This window comes from Shinella zoogloeoides (assembly GCF_003574625.1).
GTDB classification, from domain to species: Bacteria; Pseudomonadota; Alphaproteobacteria; order Rhizobiales; family Rhizobiaceae; genus Shinella; species Shinella zoogloeoides_A.
In genome coordinates this window covers 56,944-76,646 of sequence record NZ_QNUJ01000009.1, presented here as the reverse complement: position 1 = coordinate 76,646, position 19,703 = coordinate 56,944, and the positions used below count along the sequence as shown (strand labels likewise).

General features: G+C 65.3%; 19 protein-coding genes. 11 read left to right on the top strand and 8 right to left on the bottom strand.

What is annotated here, in order from left to right; genetic code table 11:
* Window positions 1-89: 89 nt before the first annotated feature.
* From DSD28_RS18220 to DSD28_RS18210, 3 genes are all read right to left on the bottom strand, one after another.
* Window positions 90-827 carry a Bax inhibitor-1/YccA family protein gene (locus tag DSD28_RS18220; RefSeq protein ID WP_119257848.1) on the bottom strand — a complete coding sequence of 246 codons (738 nt, stop codon included), beginning with the start codon at window positions 825-827 and terminating at the stop codon, window positions 90-92.
* A 167-nt stretch (window positions 828-994) separates the two neighbouring features.
* Window positions 995-3,547 carry an ABC transporter permease gene (locus DSD28_RS18215; protein WP_119257847.1) on the bottom strand — a complete coding sequence of 851 codons (2,553 nt, stop codon included), beginning with the start codon at window positions 3,545-3,547 and terminating at the stop codon, window positions 995-997.
* On the bottom strand, window positions 3,544-4,257 hold the full coding sequence (locus DSD28_RS18210; protein WP_119257846.1) for an ABC transporter ATP-binding protein: 714 nt from the start codon (window positions 4,255-4,257) through the stop codon (window positions 3,544-3,546). Before DSD28_RS18210 ends, DSD28_RS18215 begins: the two co-directional genes overlap by 4 nt.
* Window positions 4,258-4,316: 59 nt before the next feature.
* On the opposite strand from DSD28_RS18210, the gene DSD28_RS18205 reads away from it, so the two are divergent.
* Together DSD28_RS18205 and thpR are read left to right on the top strand one after the other, a co-directional pair.
* On the top strand, window positions 4,317-4,961 hold the full coding sequence (locus DSD28_RS18205; protein WP_119257845.1) for an arylesterase: 645 nt from the start codon (window positions 4,317-4,319) through the stop codon (window positions 4,959-4,961).
* 82 nt (window positions 4,962-5,043) lie between these two features.
* Complete coding sequence (thpR, locus tag DSD28_RS18200) at window positions 5,044-5,625, top strand: RNA 2',3'-cyclic phosphodiesterase (RefSeq protein ID WP_119257844.1); 582 nt, start codon at window positions 5,044-5,046, stop codon at window positions 5,623-5,625.
* Window positions 5,626-5,658: 33 nt separating this feature from the next.
* Here the strand turns inward: thpR and DSD28_RS18195 are convergent, their stop codons facing one another.
* The gene (locus tag DSD28_RS18195; protein ID WP_162911455.1) at window positions 5,659-6,246 is read right to left on the bottom strand and encodes a hypothetical protein; all 588 of its coding nucleotides are present in this window, start codon (window positions 6,244-6,246) and stop codon (window positions 5,659-5,661) included.
* Between the two features lie 50 nt (window positions 6,247-6,296).
* Between DSD28_RS18195 and DSD28_RS25985 the strand changes: the two genes are divergently transcribed.
* The 6 genes from DSD28_RS25985 to DSD28_RS18170 all read left to right on the top strand — a co-directional run bounded on the left by DSD28_RS25985 (window position 6,297) and on the right by DSD28_RS18170 (window position 12,591).
* Window positions 6,297-6,497 (top strand): hypothetical protein, encoded by a 201-nt coding sequence (locus tag DSD28_RS25985; RefSeq protein ID WP_162911454.1) that lies wholly within the window; start codon window positions 6,297-6,299, stop codon window positions 6,495-6,497.
* A gap of 45 nt (window positions 6,498-6,542) precedes the next feature.
* Complete coding sequence (locus DSD28_RS18190) at window positions 6,543-9,563, top strand: helicase-related protein (RefSeq protein WP_162911453.1); 3,021 nt, start codon at window positions 6,543-6,545, stop codon at window positions 9,561-9,563.
* A gap of 4 nt (window positions 9,564-9,567) precedes the next feature.
* Window positions 9,568-9,987, top strand: a complete 420-nt coding sequence (locus tag DSD28_RS18185; RefSeq protein WP_119257841.1) for an RNA-binding S4 domain-containing protein — start codon at window positions 9,568-9,570, stop codon at window positions 9,985-9,987.
* 191 nt (window positions 9,988-10,178) lie between these two features.
* Window positions 10,179-10,517, top strand: a complete 339-nt coding sequence (gene fdxA / locus DSD28_RS18180; RefSeq protein WP_119257840.1) for a ferredoxin FdxA — start codon at window positions 10,179-10,181, stop codon at window positions 10,515-10,517.
* A gap of 395 nt (window positions 10,518-10,912) precedes the next feature.
* On the top strand, window positions 10,913-11,482 hold the full coding sequence (locus DSD28_RS18175; RefSeq protein ID WP_119257839.1) for a CarD family transcriptional regulator: 570 nt from the start codon (window positions 10,913-10,915) through the stop codon (window positions 11,480-11,482).
* A 245-nt stretch (window positions 11,483-11,727) separates the two neighbouring features.
* Complete coding sequence (locus tag DSD28_RS18170; RefSeq protein ID WP_119257838.1) at window positions 11,728-12,591, top strand: RNA polymerase factor sigma-32; 864 nt, start codon at window positions 11,728-11,730, stop codon at window positions 12,589-12,591.
* A 3-nt stretch (window positions 12,592-12,594) separates the two neighbouring features.
* Here DSD28_RS18170 and DSD28_RS18165 read toward each other — a convergent pair whose 3' ends face one another.
* The 4 genes from DSD28_RS18165 to dapF are packed head-to-tail and all read right to left on the bottom strand — an operon-like array spanning window position 12,595 to window position 17,005.
* Window positions 12,595-13,245, bottom strand: a complete 651-nt coding sequence (locus DSD28_RS18165; RefSeq protein ID WP_119257837.1) for a septation protein A — start codon at window positions 13,243-13,245, stop codon at window positions 12,595-12,597.
* A complete protein-coding gene (gene ftsY / locus DSD28_RS18160; RefSeq protein WP_119257836.1) occupies window positions 13,242-14,807 on the bottom strand; it encodes a signal recognition particle-docking protein FtsY in 1,566 nt (521 codons plus the stop codon). Before ftsY ends, DSD28_RS18165 begins: the two co-directional genes overlap by 4 nt.
* Before the next feature lie 12 nt (window positions 14,808-14,819).
* On the bottom strand, window positions 14,820-16,109 hold the full coding sequence (mtaB, locus tag DSD28_RS18155; protein WP_119257835.1) for a tRNA (N(6)-L-threonylcarbamoyladenosine(37)-C(2))-methylthiotransferase MtaB: 1,290 nt from the start codon (window positions 16,107-16,109) through the stop codon (window positions 14,820-14,822).
* The gene (gene dapF / locus DSD28_RS18150; RefSeq protein WP_119257834.1) at window positions 16,106-17,005 is read right to left on the bottom strand and encodes a diaminopimelate epimerase; all 900 of its coding nucleotides are present in this window, start codon (window positions 17,003-17,005) and stop codon (window positions 16,106-16,108) included. The genes mtaB and dapF overlap by 4 nt, the downstream gene beginning before the upstream one ends.
* Window positions 17,006-17,374: 369 nt before the next feature.
* Here dapF and ffh point away from each other — a divergent pair, with 369 nt between their 5' ends.
* The 3 genes from ffh to rpsP are packed head-to-tail and all read left to right on the top strand — an operon-like array spanning window position 17,375 to window position 19,647.
* Window positions 17,375-18,919: a signal recognition particle protein gene (gene ffh, locus DSD28_RS18145; protein WP_119257833.1), complete on the top strand. Its 1,545-nt coding sequence runs from the start codon at window positions 17,375-17,377 to the stop codon at window positions 18,917-18,919.
* Between the two features lie 10 nt (window positions 18,920-18,929).
* Window positions 18,930-19,250 carry a chorismate mutase gene (locus DSD28_RS18140; protein ID WP_119257832.1) on the top strand — a complete coding sequence of 107 codons (321 nt, stop codon included), beginning with the start codon at window positions 18,930-18,932 and terminating at the stop codon, window positions 19,248-19,250.
* 31 nt (window positions 19,251-19,281) lie between these two features.
* The gene (gene rpsP / locus DSD28_RS18135) at window positions 19,282-19,647 is read left to right on the top strand and encodes a 30S ribosomal protein S16 (protein WP_119257831.1); all 366 of its coding nucleotides are present in this window, start codon (window positions 19,282-19,284) and stop codon (window positions 19,645-19,647) included.
* Window positions 19,648-19,703: the final 56 nt, after the last annotated feature.

Genomic DNA, 19,703 nt, shown 5'->3' with positions numbered 1-19,703 from the left:
AAGGTTGCCGGTCGCGCCTTCCGGATGCGCAAACAAAAACCCCGCCGTTTCCGGCGGGGTTTTTTCATCGGCCATCCGGCCTGCTGGCATCAGTCGCGATTGCCGAGGAAGCGCAGCAGGAACAGGAAGAGGTTGATGAAGTCGAGGTAGAGCGTCAGCGCGCCCATGATGGCCTTGCGGCCGGCCATGGCGACGTCGTCGGCCTCGAAGTACATTTCCTTGATCTTCTGCGTGTCCCATGCCGTCAGGCCGGCGAAGACCAGCACGCCGATCGCGGAGATCGCGAAGTCGAGCGCCGAGGACTTGAGGAACAGGTTGACCAGCGAGGCGATGATCAGGCCGAAGAGGCCCATGACCAGGAACGAGCCGATCGCGGAGAGGTCACGCTTCGTCGTGTAGCCGTAGAGCGACAGGGCGCCGAAGGCGGCGGCCGAGACGAAGAAGGTCTGCGCGATGCTGGCGCCGGTGTAGATCAGGAAGATCGACGACAGCGACAGGCCCATCAGGCCGGCATAGACCCAGAAGGTCGTCTGCGCGGCCGAAACGCTCATCGTGTGAATGCGGAAGCTCAGGAAGAAGACCAGCGCCAGCGGGGCGAGCATCACGACCCAGCGCAGCGGGCTCAGATAGATCGCCTGGCCGAAGGCCGTGAGCTGGCCGCCGGAAATCGCGGCCTGGGAAGCGAAGAACGCCACGAGGCCGGTGATCGCAAGACCCAGCGCCATCAGGTTGTAGACCCGAAGCATGTAGGAGCGCAGGCCCTCGTCGATGACGGCGCCGGCCTGGGCGCCCGCCGGTCGGGTCTGGTAATTGCGGAGATCAGCCATGTTGTCCTCTTGGTTCAAGCCCCATGGGATTACGGTGTCGGTCCCTGCCTTGCGGGCGGTTCCGGGCAGCCGCTGCGGGGCTCCAGCTTGCCTGACGTGAATATGAGCATGAATTGTGTTCCGCACAAGACCCGCAACCTCGGCGGAGGGTGCGGGCCGGTCGTTTTTCAGAGCTCGCGCAGCACGGGCGCGGCCTTCTGCCCCAGAATGCGCCAGGTCCCCGCAAGGCCGATGCCGACGGTGAGGATAAGCGCGGTCGCGACCGTCATCACCGCGACGTCGGGCAGGAAGCTCGACGGCAGCTTCATGATGCGGCTCACCACGAACCAGGCCGCCACCCCGCCGGCGAAGAGCGCGAAGACGGCGGTGGCGAGCCCCAGCATCAGGTATTCGTAGCTGAAGGCGCGGATGAGCGTCGCCCGCGTCGCGCCGAGCGTCTTCAGCACCACCGCGTCGTGCACGCGCGCCCGGTTGCCGGCGGCGAGCGCCCCGGCGAGCACGAGGATGGAGGCGACCAGCGCGACGGCGGCGGCCGCCCTTATGGCGGTGGCGAGCTGCCCGACCAGTTCGTTCACCACATCGAGCGCGTCCTTGACGCGCACGCTGGTGACGGTGGGATAGGCATTGGTGATCGCCTTCAGCGTCGCGGCCTCCTGCGTCGCCGTCGCGCCCGGGTCGATCACGGTGGCGAGCCAGGCATGCGGCGCGCCGGCGAAGGTGTTCGGCGAGAAGACCATGACGAAGTTGATCGACAGCGATTCCCACTCGACATTGCGGAAATTGGCGATGCGTGCGGTGATGTTGCGGCCGAGCACGTTGACGGTCACCGTATCGCCGATCTTCAGGCCGAGCTCGCGGCCCTCCTCGGTGGAGAAGGACACCAGCGGTTCGCCGGAATAGTCCTCCGGCCACCAGGTCCCTTCCGAAAGCGTCGAGTTTTCCGGCACGCGCTTGGCATAGGTGATGCCGCGGTCGCCGCGCAGCACCCATTGCCCTTCCGGCGGAACCTTGACCTGGGCGACGTCGACACCGTCGAGCTCCATCACCCGGCCGCGCAGCATCGGCACCTCGATGATCTTGCCCTCCGGCATGTTCGCCTTCAGCACGTCGCGAAAACCGTCGAGTTCGCTGCCCTGGATATCGACGAAGAAGAAGTTCGGCGCGCGCTCCGGCAGGTTGCCGGTGAGCTCCCGGCGCAGGTTTCCGTCGATCAGCGTCAGCGTGACGAGGAGGGCAAGGCCGAGGCCGAGCGACAGCACGACGGAGGAGGTCAGCGCGCCCGGCCGGTGGATGTTGCCGACCGCGAGCCGGAGCGCCGGCGAATTGACCCGCGGACTGCGCCGCGCCAGCGCGGTGATCAGCATGGCGACGGCCCTGAGCACGACGAAGGCGAAAGCGATGGCGCCGAGGAAGACGAGCGCGATGTAGCGGTCATAGGCCGTGTAGACGGCAAGGCCGGCCAGCGCCGCAAGGAAGAGCGCAGCGCCCAGAATATAGGGCCAGCCCGGCAGGCGGCCCGCCTCGAAGCCCTGCTCGCGGAAGAGCGCGGTGGCCGGCACCTCGCGGGCATGGCCGAGCGGCATGATGGCGAAGGCGAGCGCCGTCAGCAGGCCGAAGACGGCGGCAAGCAGCAGCGCGGAGGGGTAGAGCTCGGCCTTGGCCGATACCGGCAGCACGCCGCCGAGGAACTGCATCGCCACCGGCGGCATCAGGGCGCCGACCGCAAGGCCGATCAGGATGCCGATCGAGGCGATCAGCGCGATCTGCGCGAGATAGACGAGCGCGACGAGTGAGGCCGGTGCGCCGAGGCACTTGAAGGTCGCGATCACCGAGCGCTTGGAATCGAGATAGGCGCGCACGGCGTTCGCCACGCCGACGCCCCCGACGATCAGCGCCGTCAGGCCGACCAGCGTCAGGAACTGCGAGAAGCGGGTGATGTTGGCGGTCAGCGCCGGTGCCGCGCTGTCGGCCGTGCGGATCGACCAGCCGGCCGTCGGGAAGGCTTTGTTCGCTTCCGCGCGGATGGCGGCCGGGGAGAGATCGGGTTTCGCAAGGCGGATGCGATAGGCATTCTCCACGAGGCTGCCGGTCTGCACCAGCCCGCTCGCCCGCAGGGCCTCTTCGGACAGCATCAGGCGGGGAGCGAAGCCGAAGCCTTCAGAGACGGCGTCCGGCTCGCGGGCGAGCGTGGCGGCGATGCGGATCTTCGCCGTGCCGAGCAGGATCTCGTCGCCGACGGCAAGGCCGAGCCGGTCGAGCAGCAGCGGCGCGACGACCGCGCCATAGGCGTCGCCCTCCTTCGCGAAGAGCGCCGCGGCCGGCTTCTGCGGCTCGGTCTCCAGCGTGCCGTAGAGCGGATAGGCGCCGTCGACGCCCTTCGCCTCCACCAGCGTCTGGTCGGAGCCGTCCGGCAGGCGCACCATGGAGCGCAGGCCCGTCGTGCGGGAAACCGCGCCGAGGCCCTCGAAATAGTTCAGTTCCTCGGGCGTGGCGAAGCGGTTGCGGAATTCGAAGCGCACGTCGCCGGCCAGCAGCGTCTGGCCCTGCGAGGCTATTGCCTGCGTAATGGCGCTCGACACCGAATTGACGCCGGCAATCGCCGCCGTGCCGAGTGCGATGCAGGCGAGGAAGATGTAGAAGCCCTTCAGGCCGCCGCGCATTTCGCGCAAGGCAAGGCGAAGGGCGAGCGGGACCTGGCGGAGGACCGCGCCCACCCTCATGCCGGCACCGCTTCGGCAAGCGCGCGCAGGGGCGCGGCGCCCGAGACGATCTCGCCCGAGCGCATGGCGACCTGCCGGCCGCAGCGGGCGGCAAGCGCCGGATCGTGCGTTACCAGCACCAGCGTCGTGCCGCGCTCGGCCTGCTTGGAAAAGAGGAGGTCGGCGATCTGGCGGCCGGTCTCGGTGTCGAGGTTGCCGGTCGGCTCGTCGGCGATCAGCAGCTTCGGCGATGGCGCGAGTGCCCGGGCGATGGCGACGCGCTGCTGCTCGCCGCCCGAGAGCTGGCCGGGATAGTGCGACAGGCGCTCGCCGAGCCCGACGGCCTCCAGCTCGCGCCGCGCGATATCGAAGGCGTCGCGCACATTGGCAAGCTCCAGCGGCACGGCGACGTTTTCCAGCGCCGTCATGTTGGGAATGAGGTGGAAGGACTGGAAGACGATGCCGATGTTGCGGCCGCGGAAATCGGCCACCCTGTCCTCGTTCATCGCGTGCAGGGCGGCGCCGTCGATATGGATCTCGCCGCCGTCCAGCCGTTCGAGGCCTGCCAGCACCATCAGCAGTGTCGACTTGCCGGAGCCGGACGGCCCGACGATGCCGACCGATTCGCCCGCGTCGATCGTCAGGTCGATCCCCTTGAGGACATGCACGGATGCGGCCGCCCGTCCGAGGGTGAGATCGGCTTTTTTCAGATCGATGATGGTTCTGGCCAAGGAATTCTGCCCTATATGTATGGAAAAGACTGGAATGCCAGCAATCTAGGATCAGCATCATGTCGTTTAAAGCGGCGCTCGGATTTTTCGCCTCACTTGCCATCACAGCTTTGTTATCCACGGGCATGGCCCGCGCCGAACCTGTCAAGCTCGTCGGCTTCGGCGACAGCCTGATGGCCGGCTACCAGCTTCCGGCCGCCGACGCCTTCCCGGTGAAGCTGGAGGCGGCCCTTCGGGCGAAGGGCCATGAGGTCGAGATCGCTAATGCCGGCGTTTCGGGCGACACGACCTCCGGCGGCCTTGCCCGCCTCGACTGGTCGATCCCCGACGGGACGCAGGGCGTCATCCTCGAGCTCGGCGCCAACGACGCGCTGCGCGGCATCGCGCCGGAGGAGACCGAAAAGAACCTCGATGCCATGCTGACGCGGCTCAAGGAGCGCGGCATCGCGGTGCTGCTCGCCGGCATGCTCGCCCCGCCCAATATGGGCCCGGATTATGCCGAACGCTTCAATGGCATCTACGGACGCCTTTCGGAAAAGCACGGCGTTCCGCTCTATCCGTTCTTCCTCGACGGGGTCGTCACCAAGGCGAACCTCCAGATCGAGGATGGAATGCATCCGAACCCGGCGGGCGTGGACGTCATGGTTCAGTCCATCCTGCCGACGGTCGAGACCTTCCTCAAGTCGATCAAGGCAGGGGAGTAGTTCTCGCGGGTGCGAAATTAGGGTTGCGCAAAAATCCGTTGCGTGATTCGCTGACGTTACTTTCCAGCAGGGAGAAGTCGCCATGCCGAGACTTTTCGTCGCCCTCGAAGTGCCGCGCAACGCGGCGATGAGCCTCTCGCTCCTGAGAGGCGGACTTCCCGGAGCCCGCTGGATAGACGTCGAGAACTTCCACATCACGCTGCGCTTCATCGGCGATATCGACGGGCGCACCGCCGACGAGGTGGTCGACCGGCTCGACCGCATCGAGCGCCCGGAATTCCAGCTCGCGCTTTCCGGCATCGGCTCCTTCGGCTCGAAGAAGCCGCATTCGGTCTTCGCCGGTGTCACGCAGGCGCCGGAAATGTACGCGCTGCAGGGCGAGGTCGAGCGCATTTGCCAGCGCCTCGGCCTTCCCGCCGATCCACGCAAGTTCACCCCGCACGTCACGCTCGCGCGCCTGCGCAACGCCCGCACCGAGGACGTCGCCCACTACCTCTCCGGCCGCGGAAACTTCCACACCGCGCCCTTCACCGTGAACCGCTTCGTGCTGATGTCCTCGAAGGAATCGGTCGGCGGCGGGCCGTATCTGACGGAAGAGGTGTTTCCACTCTACGAGGCGGGCGGCGGCTGGGACGGGGCGGATCTGCGCGACCATCTCGTATAGGCTTCGGGCGATCAAGCTTTCAAAGCGGCGCGCTCAGCGAAGCCCGCCCAACTGTTCCACGAAGACGCCGAAGCGTGTGCCGCGCCCGGCAAGGGCGATCTTGTCGCCGGGTGCCATTCGCGCTCTCAGATCATCCGGGACGTAGCAAAGATTGTCGTAGAACCAGGGCAATTCCTTGAGGGAAACCGGGAAGGTGCATTTTCCTCTGGCCAGTCCGTCGGACTTGCTTACGGTAAAGACATGGGCGATCTGATATCCTGACAATAAAGCTATGATCATCGGGATGGATATCACGGTTATAATTCTGCCGACGGCATATCCGACAAAGGGAAACAATAACAAATAAGGTGTATTGTCCCGGCCCTTCTTTGGTCTTTTATATATGAAAAAGGCGCCGGGCACGAAGAATAGGGCCGCGAGACCCAGTCCAACGACGAGACTTGGCAGATATGAATCGGATACCCATTGTCCCGAAGGGACATATTCGTAGCCAAGAAATTTAAGAAGGAAGGGCAGGAAGCTGATCAGTAGCAAAATGCCCGCCACGGACAAAGCCGCGGGAAATAGAAAGCGCCGCTTTTCCAGTTGTCGCCCTCCCGGCAACCAAATCTTGTCCGGCATCCGTTCCGGATCGCTGTCTAAATAATAGATTGCAAAACAACGATTCTGCAATGCCAGGTAAAAATTTCTTCAAACGTTGCTTGCCGGTGGGTTTTGCCGATCCGGTGAAAGAACAAACCCTGAATCACCCAGAGTCATCGATTCGTCTCCGTTTCGTTCGTGCCCTGTTCCAGACCCGCGCCAAACCATCGGGAAAACCGCCCTATTTCACCTCCCCCCTTGCCATCGGCCGCCCCGATGGGCATCTGTGAGCCCGAAACTGAAACCTGCCGGGGCATGTCTTGTCGCAAGCACCCATGATCCTGAGCGGCCGCGGGGTGACCGCGGTGCTCGGCCCGACCAATACGGGCAAGACCCACTACGCAATCGAACGCATGGTGGCACATGAGACGGGCGTTATCGGCCTGCCTCTGCGCCTTCTCGCGCGCGAGGTCTATACGCGCCTCGTCGAGAAGGTCGGCCAGCACAATGTCGCGCTCGTCACCGGCGAGGAGAAGATCACGCCGCATATGGCGCGCTTCTCTGTCTGCACGGTGGAGGCGATGCCGCGCGAGACGCGCGCCGCCTTCGTCGCCATCGACGAGGTGCAGCTTGCCGGCGATCTCGAACGCGGCCACATCTTCACCGACCGGGTGCTGCATCTGAGGGGCCGCGACGAGACGCTGCTGCTCGGCGCGGCTACCATGAAGCCGATTCTCGAGCAGCTCCTGCCCGGCATCCATGTCATCGAACGGCCGCGCCTGTCGCAGCTCTTCTATTCCGGCTCGAAGAAGATCACGCGCCTGCCGCAGCGCACCGCCATCGTCGCCTTCTCGGCCGACGAGGTCTATGCCATCGCCGAGCTGATCCGCCGCCAGCGCGGCGGGGCGGCGGTGGTGCTCGGCGCGCTCTCGCCGCGCACCCGCAATGCGCAGGTCGCGCTCTACCAGGAGGGCGATGTCGAATATCTCGTCGCCACCGATGCCATCGGCATGGGCCTCAACCTCGATGTCGACCATGTCGCCTTCGCGCAGGACCGCAAGTTCGACGGCTACCAGTTCCGCAACCTCAACCCGGCCGAGCTCGCCCAGATCGCCGGCCGCGCCGGCCGGCACCTGCGCGATGGCACCTTCGGCGTGACGGGCCGCGTCGATCCCTTCGACGACGAGCTGGTCAAGCGCATCGAGACGCACCATTTCGATCCCGTGAAGGTGCTGCAATGGCGCACGACCCGCTTCGACTATTCCTCCCTGCAATCGCTCCGCCAGTCGCTCGACGCACCGCCGCCGATCGGCGGGCTGACACGGGCGCTGCCGGCCGTCGACCAGCAGGCGCTGGACCATCTTTCGCGCTACCCGGATGTCCGGGACCTTGCGACGACCCCCGAGCGTGTCGAAAAGCTCTGGGAAGCCTGCGCGCTTCCCGATTATCGCCGCATCACGCCTGCCCAGCATGCCGATCTCATCTCGACGCTCTATGCGGACCTGGTAAAGCGTGGCACGGTGAACGAGGATTTTCTGGCGGATCAGGTCCGCCGGGCCGACAGGACCGATGGCGAGATCGACACGCTTTCGGCACGAATCGCGCAGATAAGGACCTGGACCTATGTGTCGAATCGACCCGGATGGCTTGCCGATCCGACACACTGGCAGGAAAAGACGCGGGAAATCGAAGACCGATTGTCCGATGCGCTACATGAACGGTTGACGAAACGCTTTGTTGATCGCAGGACATCTGTGCTCATGAAGCGCCTGAGAGAGAATGCGATGCTGGAAGCTGAAATCAGTGTGAATGGCGATGTCTTCGTAGAGGGACATCATGTCGGGCAGTTGGCCGGTTTCCGGTTCACGCTGGCCGCCGGGACGGAAGGCCCCGATGCGAAGGCCGTGCAGGCGGCTGCGCAGAAGGCGCTCGCGCTGGAGTTCGAGGCCCGTGCCGCACGCCTGCATGCCGCCGGCAATGCCGATCTCGCGCTGAGCTCGGACGGCACCGTGCGCTGGCTCGGCGATCCCGTCGCCCGCCTTTCGGCCTCCGACCATATCATGCGTCCGCGCGTCATCCTGCTCTCCGACGAGCAGCTGACGGGCAATGCGCGCGACCACGTTGCCGCCCGCATCGAGCGCTTCGTGAACCATCACATCGCGACCGTGTTGAAGCCGCTGGACGACCTCTCGCGCGCCGAAGACCTGCAGGGCCTTGCCAAGGGCCTCGCCTTCCAGCTCGTGGAAAGCCTCGGCGTGCTGTTCCGCCGCGACGTCGCCGACGACGTGAAGGCGCTCGACCAGGATGCCCGCGCTTCCATGCGCAAGCACGGCATCCGCTTCGGCGCCTACCACATCTTCATGCCGGCCTTGCTGAAGCCCGCCCCGGCCGAGCTCATCACGCTGCTCTGGGCGCTGAAGAACGACGGCCTCGACAAGCCGGGCTATGGCGACCTCATCCCGGTGCTGGCCGCCGGCCGCACCTCGGTCGTCACCGATCCGAGCTACGAGCGCGCCTTCTACAAGCTGGCCGGCTTCCGTTTCCTCGGCAAGCGCGCCGTGCGCATCGACATCCTCGAGCGCCTTGCCGACCTCATCCGCCCGCTCCTGCAGTGGAAGCCCGGCACGCCGCGCCCGGAAGGCGCCTATGACGGCCGCCGCTTCATGGCGACGACCGCCATGCTCTCCATCCTCGGCGCGACGCCGGATGACATGGAGGAAATCCTCAAGGGTCTTGGCTACCGCGCCGACAGCGTGAAGGCCGAGGAGGCCGCCGCCTTCCTCGCCGCGCAGGCCCCGGCCGCCGCTGCGGAGACCCCGGCCGAAGCAGGCACGGAGACCTCCGACGAACACGATGCCGACGCGTCCGACGAAGGCGAAGCGACGGCTGAAGCCCCGGCCGAGACAGTCGAGGCTCCGGCTGCGGCCACCGAGGCACCCGTTGCCGAGACTGCGGAAGCCCCGGTCGCGGAAGCGGCCGGCGAAGGCGAGCCGGCCGAGGCCAAGCCCGTCCTCCTCTGGCGTCCGGGCTCGCGCCACGACAATCAGCGTCAGGGCCAGCGCCACGGCGACCGTCAGGGCCAGGGCGAACGCCGCGGCGGCGAGCGTCATCGCGGCCAGCCGGCCGGTGAGCGTGGCGAGCGCCGGGAAGGCGGCCGCGGCCGCCCGGACCAGAACAAGGGCCGCGACGGAAAGCCGCAGGGCGGCAACCGCCCGGATCGCGGCGAGCGCAACGACCGTGGCGGCAAGCCGCAGCAGGCGAAGTTCGAGGCCCGGCCTCCCCGCAAGGAAAAGCCGATCGATCCGGATTCGCCCTTCGCCAAGCTCGCGGCGCTCAAGGAGCAGATGAAGAAGTAGGCCGATGGCTCATAATGAGGAACAGCCCGCGGGTCAGGCGCGGCAGCGCATCGACAAGTGGCTGTTCTTCGCGCGGCTGCGCAAGTCCCGCTCGCTCGCGGCGAAGTCCGTCGAGGCGGGCGATGTCAGCGTCAACGGCGTCAGTGTCCGCCAACCCTCGCATGCGGTGCGGCCGGGCGACGTTATCGTCCTCTCGCTCGACCGGCACGACGCGGTGGTCAAGGTGCTCCAGCCCGGCGTGCGCCGCGGTCCCTATGAGGAAGCCCGTCTTCTCTACAGCGACATGACGCCGCCCCCTCCGTCCCGCGAGGAGCGCAATCTTTTCGCGCAGGCGACGCGCGAACGGGGCGCCGGACGGCCGACGAAGCGGGAGCGCCGGGAAACCGACCGGCTCCAGGCTTTTCCCGGCGACGACGAGGATTAGAATTCTATACCTCGCACGCGTCAGGCGGCGCATGTATTACGCTTGCAAAGCGCCCGCAAAGCCTTTACCTCAGCCACCGGACAGCCTGCGCGAGCGCGGCCCTCTTCTGTCCGGCAAGCCGACTGCGTGACAGGTTTTGCGGCGCCGGATGGCCCCGCCTCCGCCGCCTTATGACGATTCTGGAGTGAAGCATGACGTATGTCGTGACCGACAACTGCATCCGCTGCAAGTACACGGACTGTGTGGAAGTGTGCCCCGTCGACTGCTTCTACGAGGGCGAGAACTTTCTCGTCATCCATCCCGACGAATGCATCGACTGCGGCGTCTGCGAACCGGAATGTCCCGCCGAGGCCATCAAGCCGGATACCGAGCCGGGCCTCGACAAGTGGCTGAAGATCAATTCGGAATTCGCCTCGGTCTGGCCGAACATCACGATCAAGCGCGATGCGATGCCGGAAGCCAAGGAAATGGACGGCGTGGAAGGCAAGTACGAGCAGTATTTCTCGCCGAAGCCCGGCCAGGGCGACTGACCCCGCCGGCCGGGCGCGATCGCCCGGCACCGGGCGGCAATGACCGAAGCTGGGGAAAAAAGCATGCTCGCGCGAAAAGCGCGATAGGGCAGGCTTGATGACCCATGCGAAGCAAATTATTGATTTCGGCACTTTTTTGTGATAGGGTCCGGATACTGATCCAAATCGCGGCATTTTGCGTGCCCGAACACCACCACGAAAGCTAACGATCCCTCAACGTCGCTCACCTCCCATAGGCAACCTCGGTTGCTCAAATGTGATCGCGTCGAAAGGGACGTTTTTGCGCATGGCGGACGGACCAGTGGTGACACCCCCAAGGTGCCCCCCGTCTTTCCCGGGTCCCCGGACCCACCCCGGCCGTCGCCGGGGAGCGTAACAGGGAGTATTTGAATAGAATGACGACCCAGCAGAAGAAATCTTCCACGCGCCAGGGCTTCAAGACCGGCGAGTCGATCGTCTATCCCGCTCACGGCGTCGGCCAGATCGTCGCCATCGAAGAGCAGGAAGTCGCCGGCATGAAGCTCGAGCTTTTTGTCATCGATTTCGAGAAGGACAAGATGCGTCTCAAGGTGCCGGTTGCCAAGGCCGTTTCCATCGGCATGCGCAAACTGTCGGAGACCGATTTCGTCGACCGCGCGCTGAAGGTTGTCCAGGGCAAGGCCCGCGTGAAGCGTACCATGTGGTCGCGCCGCGCGCAGGAATACGATGCCAAGATCAATTCGGGCGACCTGATCTCGATCGCCGAAGTGGTCCGCGACCTCTATCGCGCCGAGAACCAGCCGGAACAGTCCTATTCCGAGCGTCAGCTCTATGAAGCCGCTCTCGACCGTATGGCCCGCGAAATCGCCGCCGTGAACAAGATGTCGGAAACCGAAGCCGTCCGTCTCGTCGAGACGAACCTCGCCAAGGGTCCGAAGCGCGGCAAGGCCATCGAGGAAGACGACTCGCAGGACGAAGCGGCCTGATCTAGGGCGCAACGTCGAAATTTAAAGCCCGGCTGGCGACAGCCGGGTTTTTTATTGGAACTTTTTTGCGCCGCACCCGTTTGAACGCCCGAGGACGACCGGCTCCGGGCGGCCGCGGGAGTGGAACAGCCGCTTTCTTCGCTCGAAGCCCTTTTCGAGCGATCCGCAGGCTCCTCTGAAACGTCATCGTCACGCAGACGAGAGATAATGCCTCTCGCCGCCTCGGTTCACGTGGAGAGACCGCCATGGCTACGACGACCGCAGACCGCCGCATGATCAAGCTCGCTATGTCCGCCCCCTATCTGGAAAGGGAGGAGGAGCAGGCCCTCGCCCATGCCTGGAAGGACAATCACGACCAGCATGCGCGCAATCGCATCGCCATGGCCCATATGCGCCTCGTCGTCTCGATGGCGGGCAAGTTTCGCAACTTCGGCCTGCCGCTCGGCGATCTCGTGCAGGAGGGCTATATCGGCCTGCTGGAAGCGGCAGCCCGCTTCGAGCCGGAGCGGCAGGTGCGCTTCTCCACCTATGCAAGCTGGTGGATCCGCGCCTCCATCCAGGACTATGTGCTGCGCAACTGGTCCATCGTGCGCGGCGGCACAAGCTCCGCGCAGAAGGCGCTCTTCTTCAACCTTCGGCGCCTTCGCGCCCGGCTCGCCCGCGGCGATGACCATCTGACGAGCGAGGCGATCCATCAGGAAATCGCGGCGGCCCTCGGGGTCAGCACGGCGGATGTGCGCACCATGGATGCGCGGCTTTCCGCCTCCGACGTCTCCCTCCAGGCGCCGCTTTCGGTAGGGGAGGGCGGCGAAGGCTCGAACCGCCTCGATTTCCTCACCAGCGACGCGCCCCTGCCCGATGAGCAGGCCGAGGGCAGCATCGACGGCGAACGCCGTCATCACTGGCTGCACTCGGCGCTTGGCCAGCTCAACGAGCGCGAGATGAAGATCATCCGTGCCCGCCGCCTCGCCGAGAATGGCGCGACGCTCGAGGAACTGGGTGTTCTCCTCGGCATCTCGAAGGAGCGCGTGCGCCAGATCGAGAACCGGGCGCTGGAAAAGCTGAAAGCCGTGCTGATCAGCAAGACGGCGGATTTCGCCTACGCGTGAGGCTTACGGCGCCTTTTCTTCTTCCGGCTGCTCGGCCGAATGGCGCATGATCAGCGGCATCTGCGAGAGCGTGAAGAGGATGGTGATGGGCATGGTGCCCCAGACCTTGAAGGCGACCCAGAAATCGGTCGAAAAATTGCGCCAGACGACCTCGTTCATCACGGCGAGCACGATGAAGAACAGGCCCCAGCGCAGCGTCAGCTTGCGCCAGCCCTCGTCCGTCAGCTTGAAGGCGGCGTGGAAGACGTAGCCGAGCAGCGACTTGCCGAAGAAAAGCCCGCCGAGCAGGATGGCGCCGAACAGCGTGTTGACGATGGTCGGCTTCATCTTGATGAAGGTGTCGTTCTGCAGCCAGAGCGTCAGCGCGCCGAAGACGAAGACGACGACGCCCGAGATCAGCGGCATCATCGGCAGGGTGCGCGTCAGAATCCACGAGACGATGAGCGCGATGGCCGTCGCGGCCATGAAGAGGCCGGTGGCGATGAAGATCGGCCCGCCCATCTCGGCCAGCACCGGAAAGTGCGACGCCAGCCATTCGCCGCGCGAATTGGCGAAGAAGAAGACGACGAGCGGTCCGAGCTCCAGCACCATCTTGAGGAGCGGGCTGACCTTCTCCTCTTCCTTGGCCGGTGCGTCCAGCGTTGCCTTGCTCATGCTCCAACTCCTGCGATCGCTTCCGCGAAATCCTTGGCCTCGAAGGGTTCGAGATCGTCGATCCCTTCGCCGACACCGATGAAATAGACCGGCAGCTTGTGCTTGGCGGCAATCGCCACAAGGATGCCGCCGCGGGCCGTACCGTCCAATTTTGTCATGATCAGGCCCGAGACCCCCGCGACGTTGCGGAAAATCTCCACCTGGTTCATCGCGTTCTGGCCGGTCGTGGCGTCGAGCGTCTGGAGCACGGTGTGCGGGGCGTCGGGATCGAGCTTGCCGAGGACGCGCACGATCTTCTCTAGCTCGGCCATCAGCTCGGCCTTGTTCTGGAGGCGGCCGGCGGTATCGACGATGAGGACGTCGCTCTTCTTCAGCTTGGCCTGCTCGTAGGCCTCGTAGGCAAGCCCCGCCGCATCGGCGCCGAGCTTGGAGGAAACGATGTCGGAGCCGGTGCGATCCGCCCAGATCTTGAGCTGCTCGATGGCCGCGGCGCGGAACGTATCGCCGGCCGCCAGCATGACCTTGAGGCCCGCTCCGGAAAGCTTGGCGGCGAGCTTGCCGATGGTCGTGGTCTTGCCGGTGCCGTTGACGCCGACGACGAGGATGACATGCGGCTTGTGGCTGAGATCGAGCTCCAGCGGCTTTGCGACAGGTTCGAGGACCTTGGTGATCTCCGCCGACATGATGCGCGAGACATCCGCGCCGGTCACGTCCTTGCCGTAGCGCTCGGAGGCGAGCGTGTCGGTGATGCGCAGCGCCGTCTCCACGCCGAGATCGGCCTGGATCAGCAGGTCTTCGAGGTCCTGCAGCGTATCGTCGTCGAGCTTGCGCTTGGTGAAGAGGCTGGTGATCTGGCCGGTGAGCTGCGAGGAGGTGCGGGCAAGGCCCTCGCGCAGGCGCTGGAACCAGGTGCGCTTCGGCTGCGCCACGGGCGCGGCCTCCTCGACGGGCACCTTCGCGGATGTGGCAAAGCCCTTCGGCAGGGCGGGCGCGTCGGCGGGCTTTTCAGCGCGGAGGGCTTCTGCCAGAACGGGGTCCTCGATGTCGTCCGGCGTATCCTCTTTCGACCCTGCTTCGGCGATCTCTTCCGCGGGCGCGACGAATTCTTCGACCGGCTCTTCCTCGACGGTTTCGTCTTCCGCCCCAGCTTCCGGCTCTGCGACGACCTCTTCGGCGGCTGGCTCGCTCTCGGGCTCCGCTTCGGTCGGTTCTTGGGCGGCCGGCGGAGTCGGTGCGTGGGGAAGCGGGTAGATCTCCGGTTCGACGTCTTCCGGAATATGGTAGTCCGCTTCCGGATTGACGGCCTCCGCCTCATCGAGCAGCGGGTCGCGGTCCTCGTCTTCCTCGGCAGGAGCGGCGGGGATTTCCGCGGTTTCCTCCGATGCGGTCTCTTTCGGTGCAGGCTCTTCTGGCGCAGGCTCGACGGCCGGCTGGTCGATGATGTCCGGCTCGGCGACAGGTGTCTCTACCACCTGCTGCTCGGCAATGGGCGCCTCCGGCTTCGGCTCGGTGGCGGTGTCTTTTCCGAATGTAAAAATCTTCTTGATGAAGCCGAGAGCCATGAAAGGTATCCGCTAGTTGCGAAGGGACGCGGCGCCGGCCGCATTAAGGGGCCGCATCGTCAGGTGCCTGCCATTGTGTCCGGTGATCGTCACCGGCACAAGATCGCGGGGCTTAAGCCCCGCGGCATCGACGAGCGTGAAGTTTTCCGTATGAGCTAGGCCGTTATTTTCCACGAGGATTGTTTCCTCTCTCCCGATCATCGAGACGAGATGGGCCTCGTGCAGCCTTTTTCCAGTCTCGCGCAGCCGGGCGGCGCGGTCCTTGACGAGCGCGCGGTCGAGTTGCGGCATGCGGGCTGCCGGCGTGCCGGGGCGCGGGCTGTAGGGAAAGACGTGGAGATGGGCGATGCCGCAGTCTTCCGCAAGCCTCGTCGCATTGGCGAACATTTCTTCCGTTTCCGTCGGAAACCCTGCGATCATATCCGCGCCAAAACTGGCATCCGGCCGCGCCGTCCGCACCCGCGCGCAGAAATCCCGTGCATCGGCGCTCGAATGGCGGCGCTTCATGCGCTTGAGGATCAGATCGTCGCCGTGCTGCAGGGAAAGATGCAGGTGCGGCATGAAGCGGGGCTCGTCGGCGACGAGATCCCAGAGATGGTCGTCTGCCTCGATGCTGTCGATGGAGGAAAGCCGCAGCCGGCGGATTTCCGGCACCTGCTTCAGCAGCGTCTTGGCGAGCAGGCCGAGGCTCGGCCTGCCGGGCAGGTCCGCGCCGTAGCTCGTCGCATCGACGCCCGTCAGCACGATCTCGCAGTAGCCGCTCTCGACGAGCCTGCGCGCCTGATCGACCACCGCGCCCATCGGCACGGAGCGGGAATTGCCGCGGCCATAGGGGATGATGCAGAAGGTGCAGCGGTGGTCGCAGCCGTTCTGCACCTGCACGAAGGCGCGCACATGGCCGTCGATCAGCTTCACCATCTGCGGCGCGGTCCCGCGCACGCTCATGATGTCGTTGACGCGCAGCTTCTCTTCCGCCGAGACGCCGAAATCCGGCAGCGCCCGGTAGGAAGCGCTTTTCAGCTTCTCCTCGTTGCCGAGCACCGCATCCACCTCCGGCATATCGGCAAAGGTATGCTTCTCCGTCTGCGCCGCGCAGCCGGTGACGATGATGCGGGCATGGGGATTGTCGCGCCGGGCGCGGCGGATCGCCTGCCGGGCCTGGCGCACAGCCTCGCCGGTGACGGCGCAGGTATTCACCAGCACGGCATTGTTCAGCCCCGCCTTCTCGGCCTGCGCGCGCATCACTTCCGATTCGTAGGTGTTGAGCCGACAGCCGAAGGTTATGACCGTAACGCCGCTCAAAGGGCGGCCGCCCCGGTCTCGTCGCGGCGGAAGGCGCCGGTCGAGGGATCGAGCGTGCCCGACCATTCCCATTCGGCAGGTCCCGTCATCACGACATGGTCGTCCTCGCGCCATTCGATGGTCAGCGTGCCGCGGTTCGGGCTGCTGGCGACGGTGATCGCAACCTTGCGGTCCGTGCGGCCCGTGCGCGCACCGGAAACGCCGGCCGCGCAGGCGGCCGAGCCGCAGGCGAGCGTCAGGCCCGCGCCGCGCTCCCAGGTCCGCGTCGTCATGGAGGACGGCGAGGTGACCTGCGCCAGCGTGATATTGGCCTTTTCCGGGAACATCGGATGGTTTTCGAGGAGCGGGCCGAAGCGGTCGAGATCGAAGCTCATCGGGTCGCGGTCGACCCAGAAGACCGCATGCGGATTGCCCATCGACATGGCGGCGGGCGAATGCAGGATCGGCGCGTCGATCGGCCCGATCTGCAATTCGATACGGCTCGTGTCGAAGAATTCCTCCGCGAGTGGAATGCGGTCCCACGCGAAGACTGGCTTGCCCATGTCGACGGAGATCGTGCCGTCCGCATGTTCGATGGCGTTGAGGATGCCGGCAACCGTCTGGAAGGTGAAGGCCTTGCGGCCTGTCTCGGCGGCGAGCGCCTGCACGACGCAGCGCGTGCCGTTGCCGCAGGCCTGCGCCTTGGTACCGTCGCAGTTGAGGATGTCGATGAAGGCGTCCGTGCCCTCGACCTTCGGATCGTGGATCGCCATGATCTGGTCGAAGCGGGTGGCAGGATCAGCATTGAGCGCGATGGCGGCCGCCGGCGTCACGGCATCGGCGCGGCCACGCATGTCCACGACCAGGATCATGTTTCCCAGTCCGTTCATACGGGCGAATTGCGCTTCAGCGGCCATGTCGGAATGTTCCTGTAAAGACCCAGCGTGGAGTCTTTGATTTCTTGCGCGTATATGGCGCAAACAGGCCTCGATTACCAGACGGAGTCTTCGAATCCTGCCCGCGCCGCTGCCGAATCCTTGGTGCGCGAAGGATTCGCAGGACTCCAATCCTTGACTTTCCGGCCCCTTTGCTGTTTAAGCCGCGCATCTGCGACAAGTGAGACTGCTTGAAGCCGCCGACCGGGACCCATTGCGGTATAAACAGATCCCGGAGGTCAACACCCGACAGCGCGATGCGCCCTCGGGTGCTTTTTGGCTTTGCGTCTTGTTTTTGACGCCGATTGCACCGACGTTTCCGCGTGACGTGGAAACAAGAAGGAAGACGTGATGTTTGAAACACTCCAGGACCGCCTTGGCTCCATTCTGAATGGACTGACAGGCCGTGGCGCGCTTTCCGAGGCCGATGTCTCGGCGGCGCTGCGCGAGGTCCGCCGTGCGCTGCTGGAAGCGGACGTGGCGCTGGAAGTGGTGCGTTCCTTCACGGATGCGGTGCGCGAAAAGGCCGTCGGCGCGGAAATCCTGAAGTCGATCAAGCCCGGCCAGATGGTCGTCAAGCTCGTCCACGACGAGCTGGTTTCCATGCTCGGCTCCGAGGGCGTCTCCATCGACCTCAATGCCGCCGCCCCCGTCGTCATCATGATGGTCGGCCTCCAGGGCTCGGGCAAGACCACGACGTCGGGCAAGATCGCCAACCGGCTGAAGACGCGCGAGAAGAAGAAGGTCCTGATGGCCTCGCTCGACACGCGCCGCCCGGCCGCACAGGAGCAGCTTCGCCAGCTCGGCGTACAGACCGGCATCGACACGCTGCCGGTCATCGCCGGCCAGTCGCCGACCGATATCGCCGCCCGCGCCGTACAGGCCGCAAAGCTCGGCGGCCATGACGTCGTCATCCTCGACACCGCCGGCCGCACCCATATCGACGAACCGCTGATGATCGAGATGGCGGAGATCAAGCGGAAGTCTAATCCGCATGAAATCCTGCTCGTCGCCGACGCGCTGACCGGTCAGGACGCCGTCAACCTCGCCCGCAACTTCGACGACCGCGTCGGCATCACCGGCCTCGTGCTCACCCGCATGGACGGCGACGGCCGCGGCGGTGCGGCCCTTTCCATGCGCGCCGTCACCGGCAAGCCGATCAAGCTGATCGGCGTCGGCGAGAAGATGGGCGAGCTGGAGGAATTCCATCCCCGCCGCGTCGCCGACCGCATCCTCGGCATGGGCGATATCGTCTCGCTCGTCGAGAAGGCGGCGGAGAACATCGACGCCGAAAAGGCGGCCGCCATGGCCGCCAAGATGGCCAAGGGCAAGTTCGACCTCAACGACCTCGCCGACCAGCTTCGCCAGATGCAGAAGATGGGCGGCATGGGCGGCATCATGGGCATGATGCCCGGCATGGCCGGCATGAAGGACAAGATGTCGGCCGCCGGCCTCGACGACAAGCTCTTCGGCCGCCAGATCGCCATCATCAATTCGATGACCAAGGCCGAGCGCGCTAACCCGGACATGCTCAAGCATTCCCGCAAGAAGCGCATCGCCGCCGGTTCCGGCACCGATGCCGCCGACATCAACAAGCTTCTCAAGATGCACCGCCAGATGGCGGACATGATGAAGATGATGGGCGGCAAGAAGGGCGGCATGATGAAGCAGATGATGGGCGGCCTTGCCGGCAAGATGGGCCTCGGCGGCCTTGGCGGCGGCATGCCCGATCTTTCCAGCATGGACCCCAAGCAGCTCGAGGCGCTCGCCAAGCAGGCGGAAGCCGCCGGTATCAAGCCGGGCAGCCTGCCGGGCCTCGGCGGCAGCGGCGGTCTTCGCCTGCCCGGTCTCGGCGGCGGCCTTCCGGGCCTGCCCGGCCTGCCGAAGAAGAAGTGAGGAACGCCGCATGACGATCGATCCGAAGGTCAAGCAGCAACTGGGGGAATACCGGCAGTCGATCGACAATATCGACGCCGCCCTCGTCCATATGCTCGCCGAACGCTTCCGCTGCACCAAGGCGGTGGGCGTGCTGAAGGCGACGCATGAACTGCCGCCGGCCGATCCGGCGCGCGAGGAATACCAGATCGAACGCCTTCGCCGCCTGGCGAAGGATGCCAATCTGGATCCGGATTTCGCGGAGAAGTTCCTGAACTTCATCATCCGCGAGGTGATCCGGCATCATGAAGCCATTGCCGCCGAACATGGCGGCGCAAACCACACCGCTTGAAAAGCGGCCCATCTACCCAAGGAGAAATGACATGTCCCTGAAGATTCGTCTCGCCCGTGGCGGTTCCAAGAAGCGCCCCTACTACCAGATCGTCGTTGCCGACGCCCGCTCCCCGCGTGACGGCCGCTTCCTCGACAAGATCGGTTCCTGGAACCCGATGCTCGGCAAGGAAGACGCGACCCGCGTCCAGATCGACGCCGACCGCGCCAAGGAATGGCTCGCCAAGGGCGCCCAGCCGACCGACCGCGTTGCCCGCTTCCTCGACGACGCCGGCGTCCTGAAGCGCGAAGCCCGCAACAACCCGGACAAGGCAAAGCCGGGCAAGAAGGCTCTCGAGCGCGCCGCCGAAAAGAAGCAGAAGGAAGAAGACGCCGCTGCTGCTGCCGCTGGCGAATAATCTGCCTCGACTTTTTATGGAGACGGGCGGCGTGCTTCATGCCGCCCGTTTTCATT

Coding starts and splice junctions, on each gene's coding strand:
- DSD28_RS18190 (WP_162911453.1), top strand. CDS start 6,543: ATGATCCTGAGCGGCCGCGGGGTGACCGCGGTGCTCGGCCCGACCAAT.
- dapF (WP_119257834.1), bottom strand. CDS start 17,005: ATGGCCGCTGAAGCGCAATTCGCCCGTATGAACGGACTGGGAAACATG.
- thpR (WP_119257844.1), top strand. CDS start 5,044: ATGCCGAGACTTTTCGTCGCCCTCGAAGTGCCGCGCAACGCGGCGATG.
- DSD28_RS18175 (WP_119257839.1), top strand. CDS start 10,913: ATGACGACCCAGCAGAAGAAATCTTCCACGCGCCAGGGCTTCAAGACC.
- DSD28_RS18165 (WP_119257837.1), bottom strand. CDS start 13,245: ATGAGCAAGGCAACGCTGGACGCACCGGCCAAGGAAGAGGAGAAGGTC.
- DSD28_RS18215 (WP_119257847.1), bottom strand. CDS start 3,547: ATGAGGGTGGGCGCGGTCCTCCGCCAGGTCCCGCTCGCCCTTCGCCTT.
- DSD28_RS18140 (WP_119257832.1), top strand. CDS start 18,930: ATGACGATCGATCCGAAGGTCAAGCAGCAACTGGGGGAATACCGGCAG.
- DSD28_RS18195 (WP_162911455.1), bottom strand. CDS start 6,246: ATGCCGGACAAGATTTGGTTGCCGGGAGGGCGACAACTGGAAAAGCGG.
- DSD28_RS18205 (WP_119257845.1), top strand. CDS start 4,317: ATGTCGTTTAAAGCGGCGCTCGGATTTTTCGCCTCACTTGCCATCACA.
- DSD28_RS18220 (WP_119257848.1), bottom strand. CDS start 827: ATGGCTGATCTCCGCAATTACCAGACCCGACCGGCGGGCGCCCAGGCC.
- DSD28_RS18170 (WP_119257838.1), top strand. CDS start 11,728: ATGGCTACGACGACCGCAGACCGCCGCATGATCAAGCTCGCTATGTCC.
- fdxA (WP_119257840.1), top strand. CDS start 10,179: ATGACGTATGTCGTGACCGACAACTGCATCCGCTGCAAGTACACGGAC.
- rpsP (WP_119257831.1), top strand. CDS start 19,282: ATGTCCCTGAAGATTCGTCTCGCCCGTGGCGGTTCCAAGAAGCGCCCC.
- ftsY (WP_119257836.1), bottom strand. CDS start 14,807: ATGGCTCTCGGCTTCATCAAGAAGATTTTTACATTCGGAAAAGACACC.
- DSD28_RS25985 (WP_162911454.1), top strand. CDS start 6,297: ATGCCAGGTAAAAATTTCTTCAAACGTTGCTTGCCGGTGGGTTTTGCC.
- DSD28_RS18185 (WP_119257841.1), top strand. CDS start 9,568: ATGGCTCATAATGAGGAACAGCCCGCGGGTCAGGCGCGGCAGCGCATC.
- ffh (WP_119257833.1), top strand. CDS start 17,375: ATGTTTGAAACACTCCAGGACCGCCTTGGCTCCATTCTGAATGGACTG.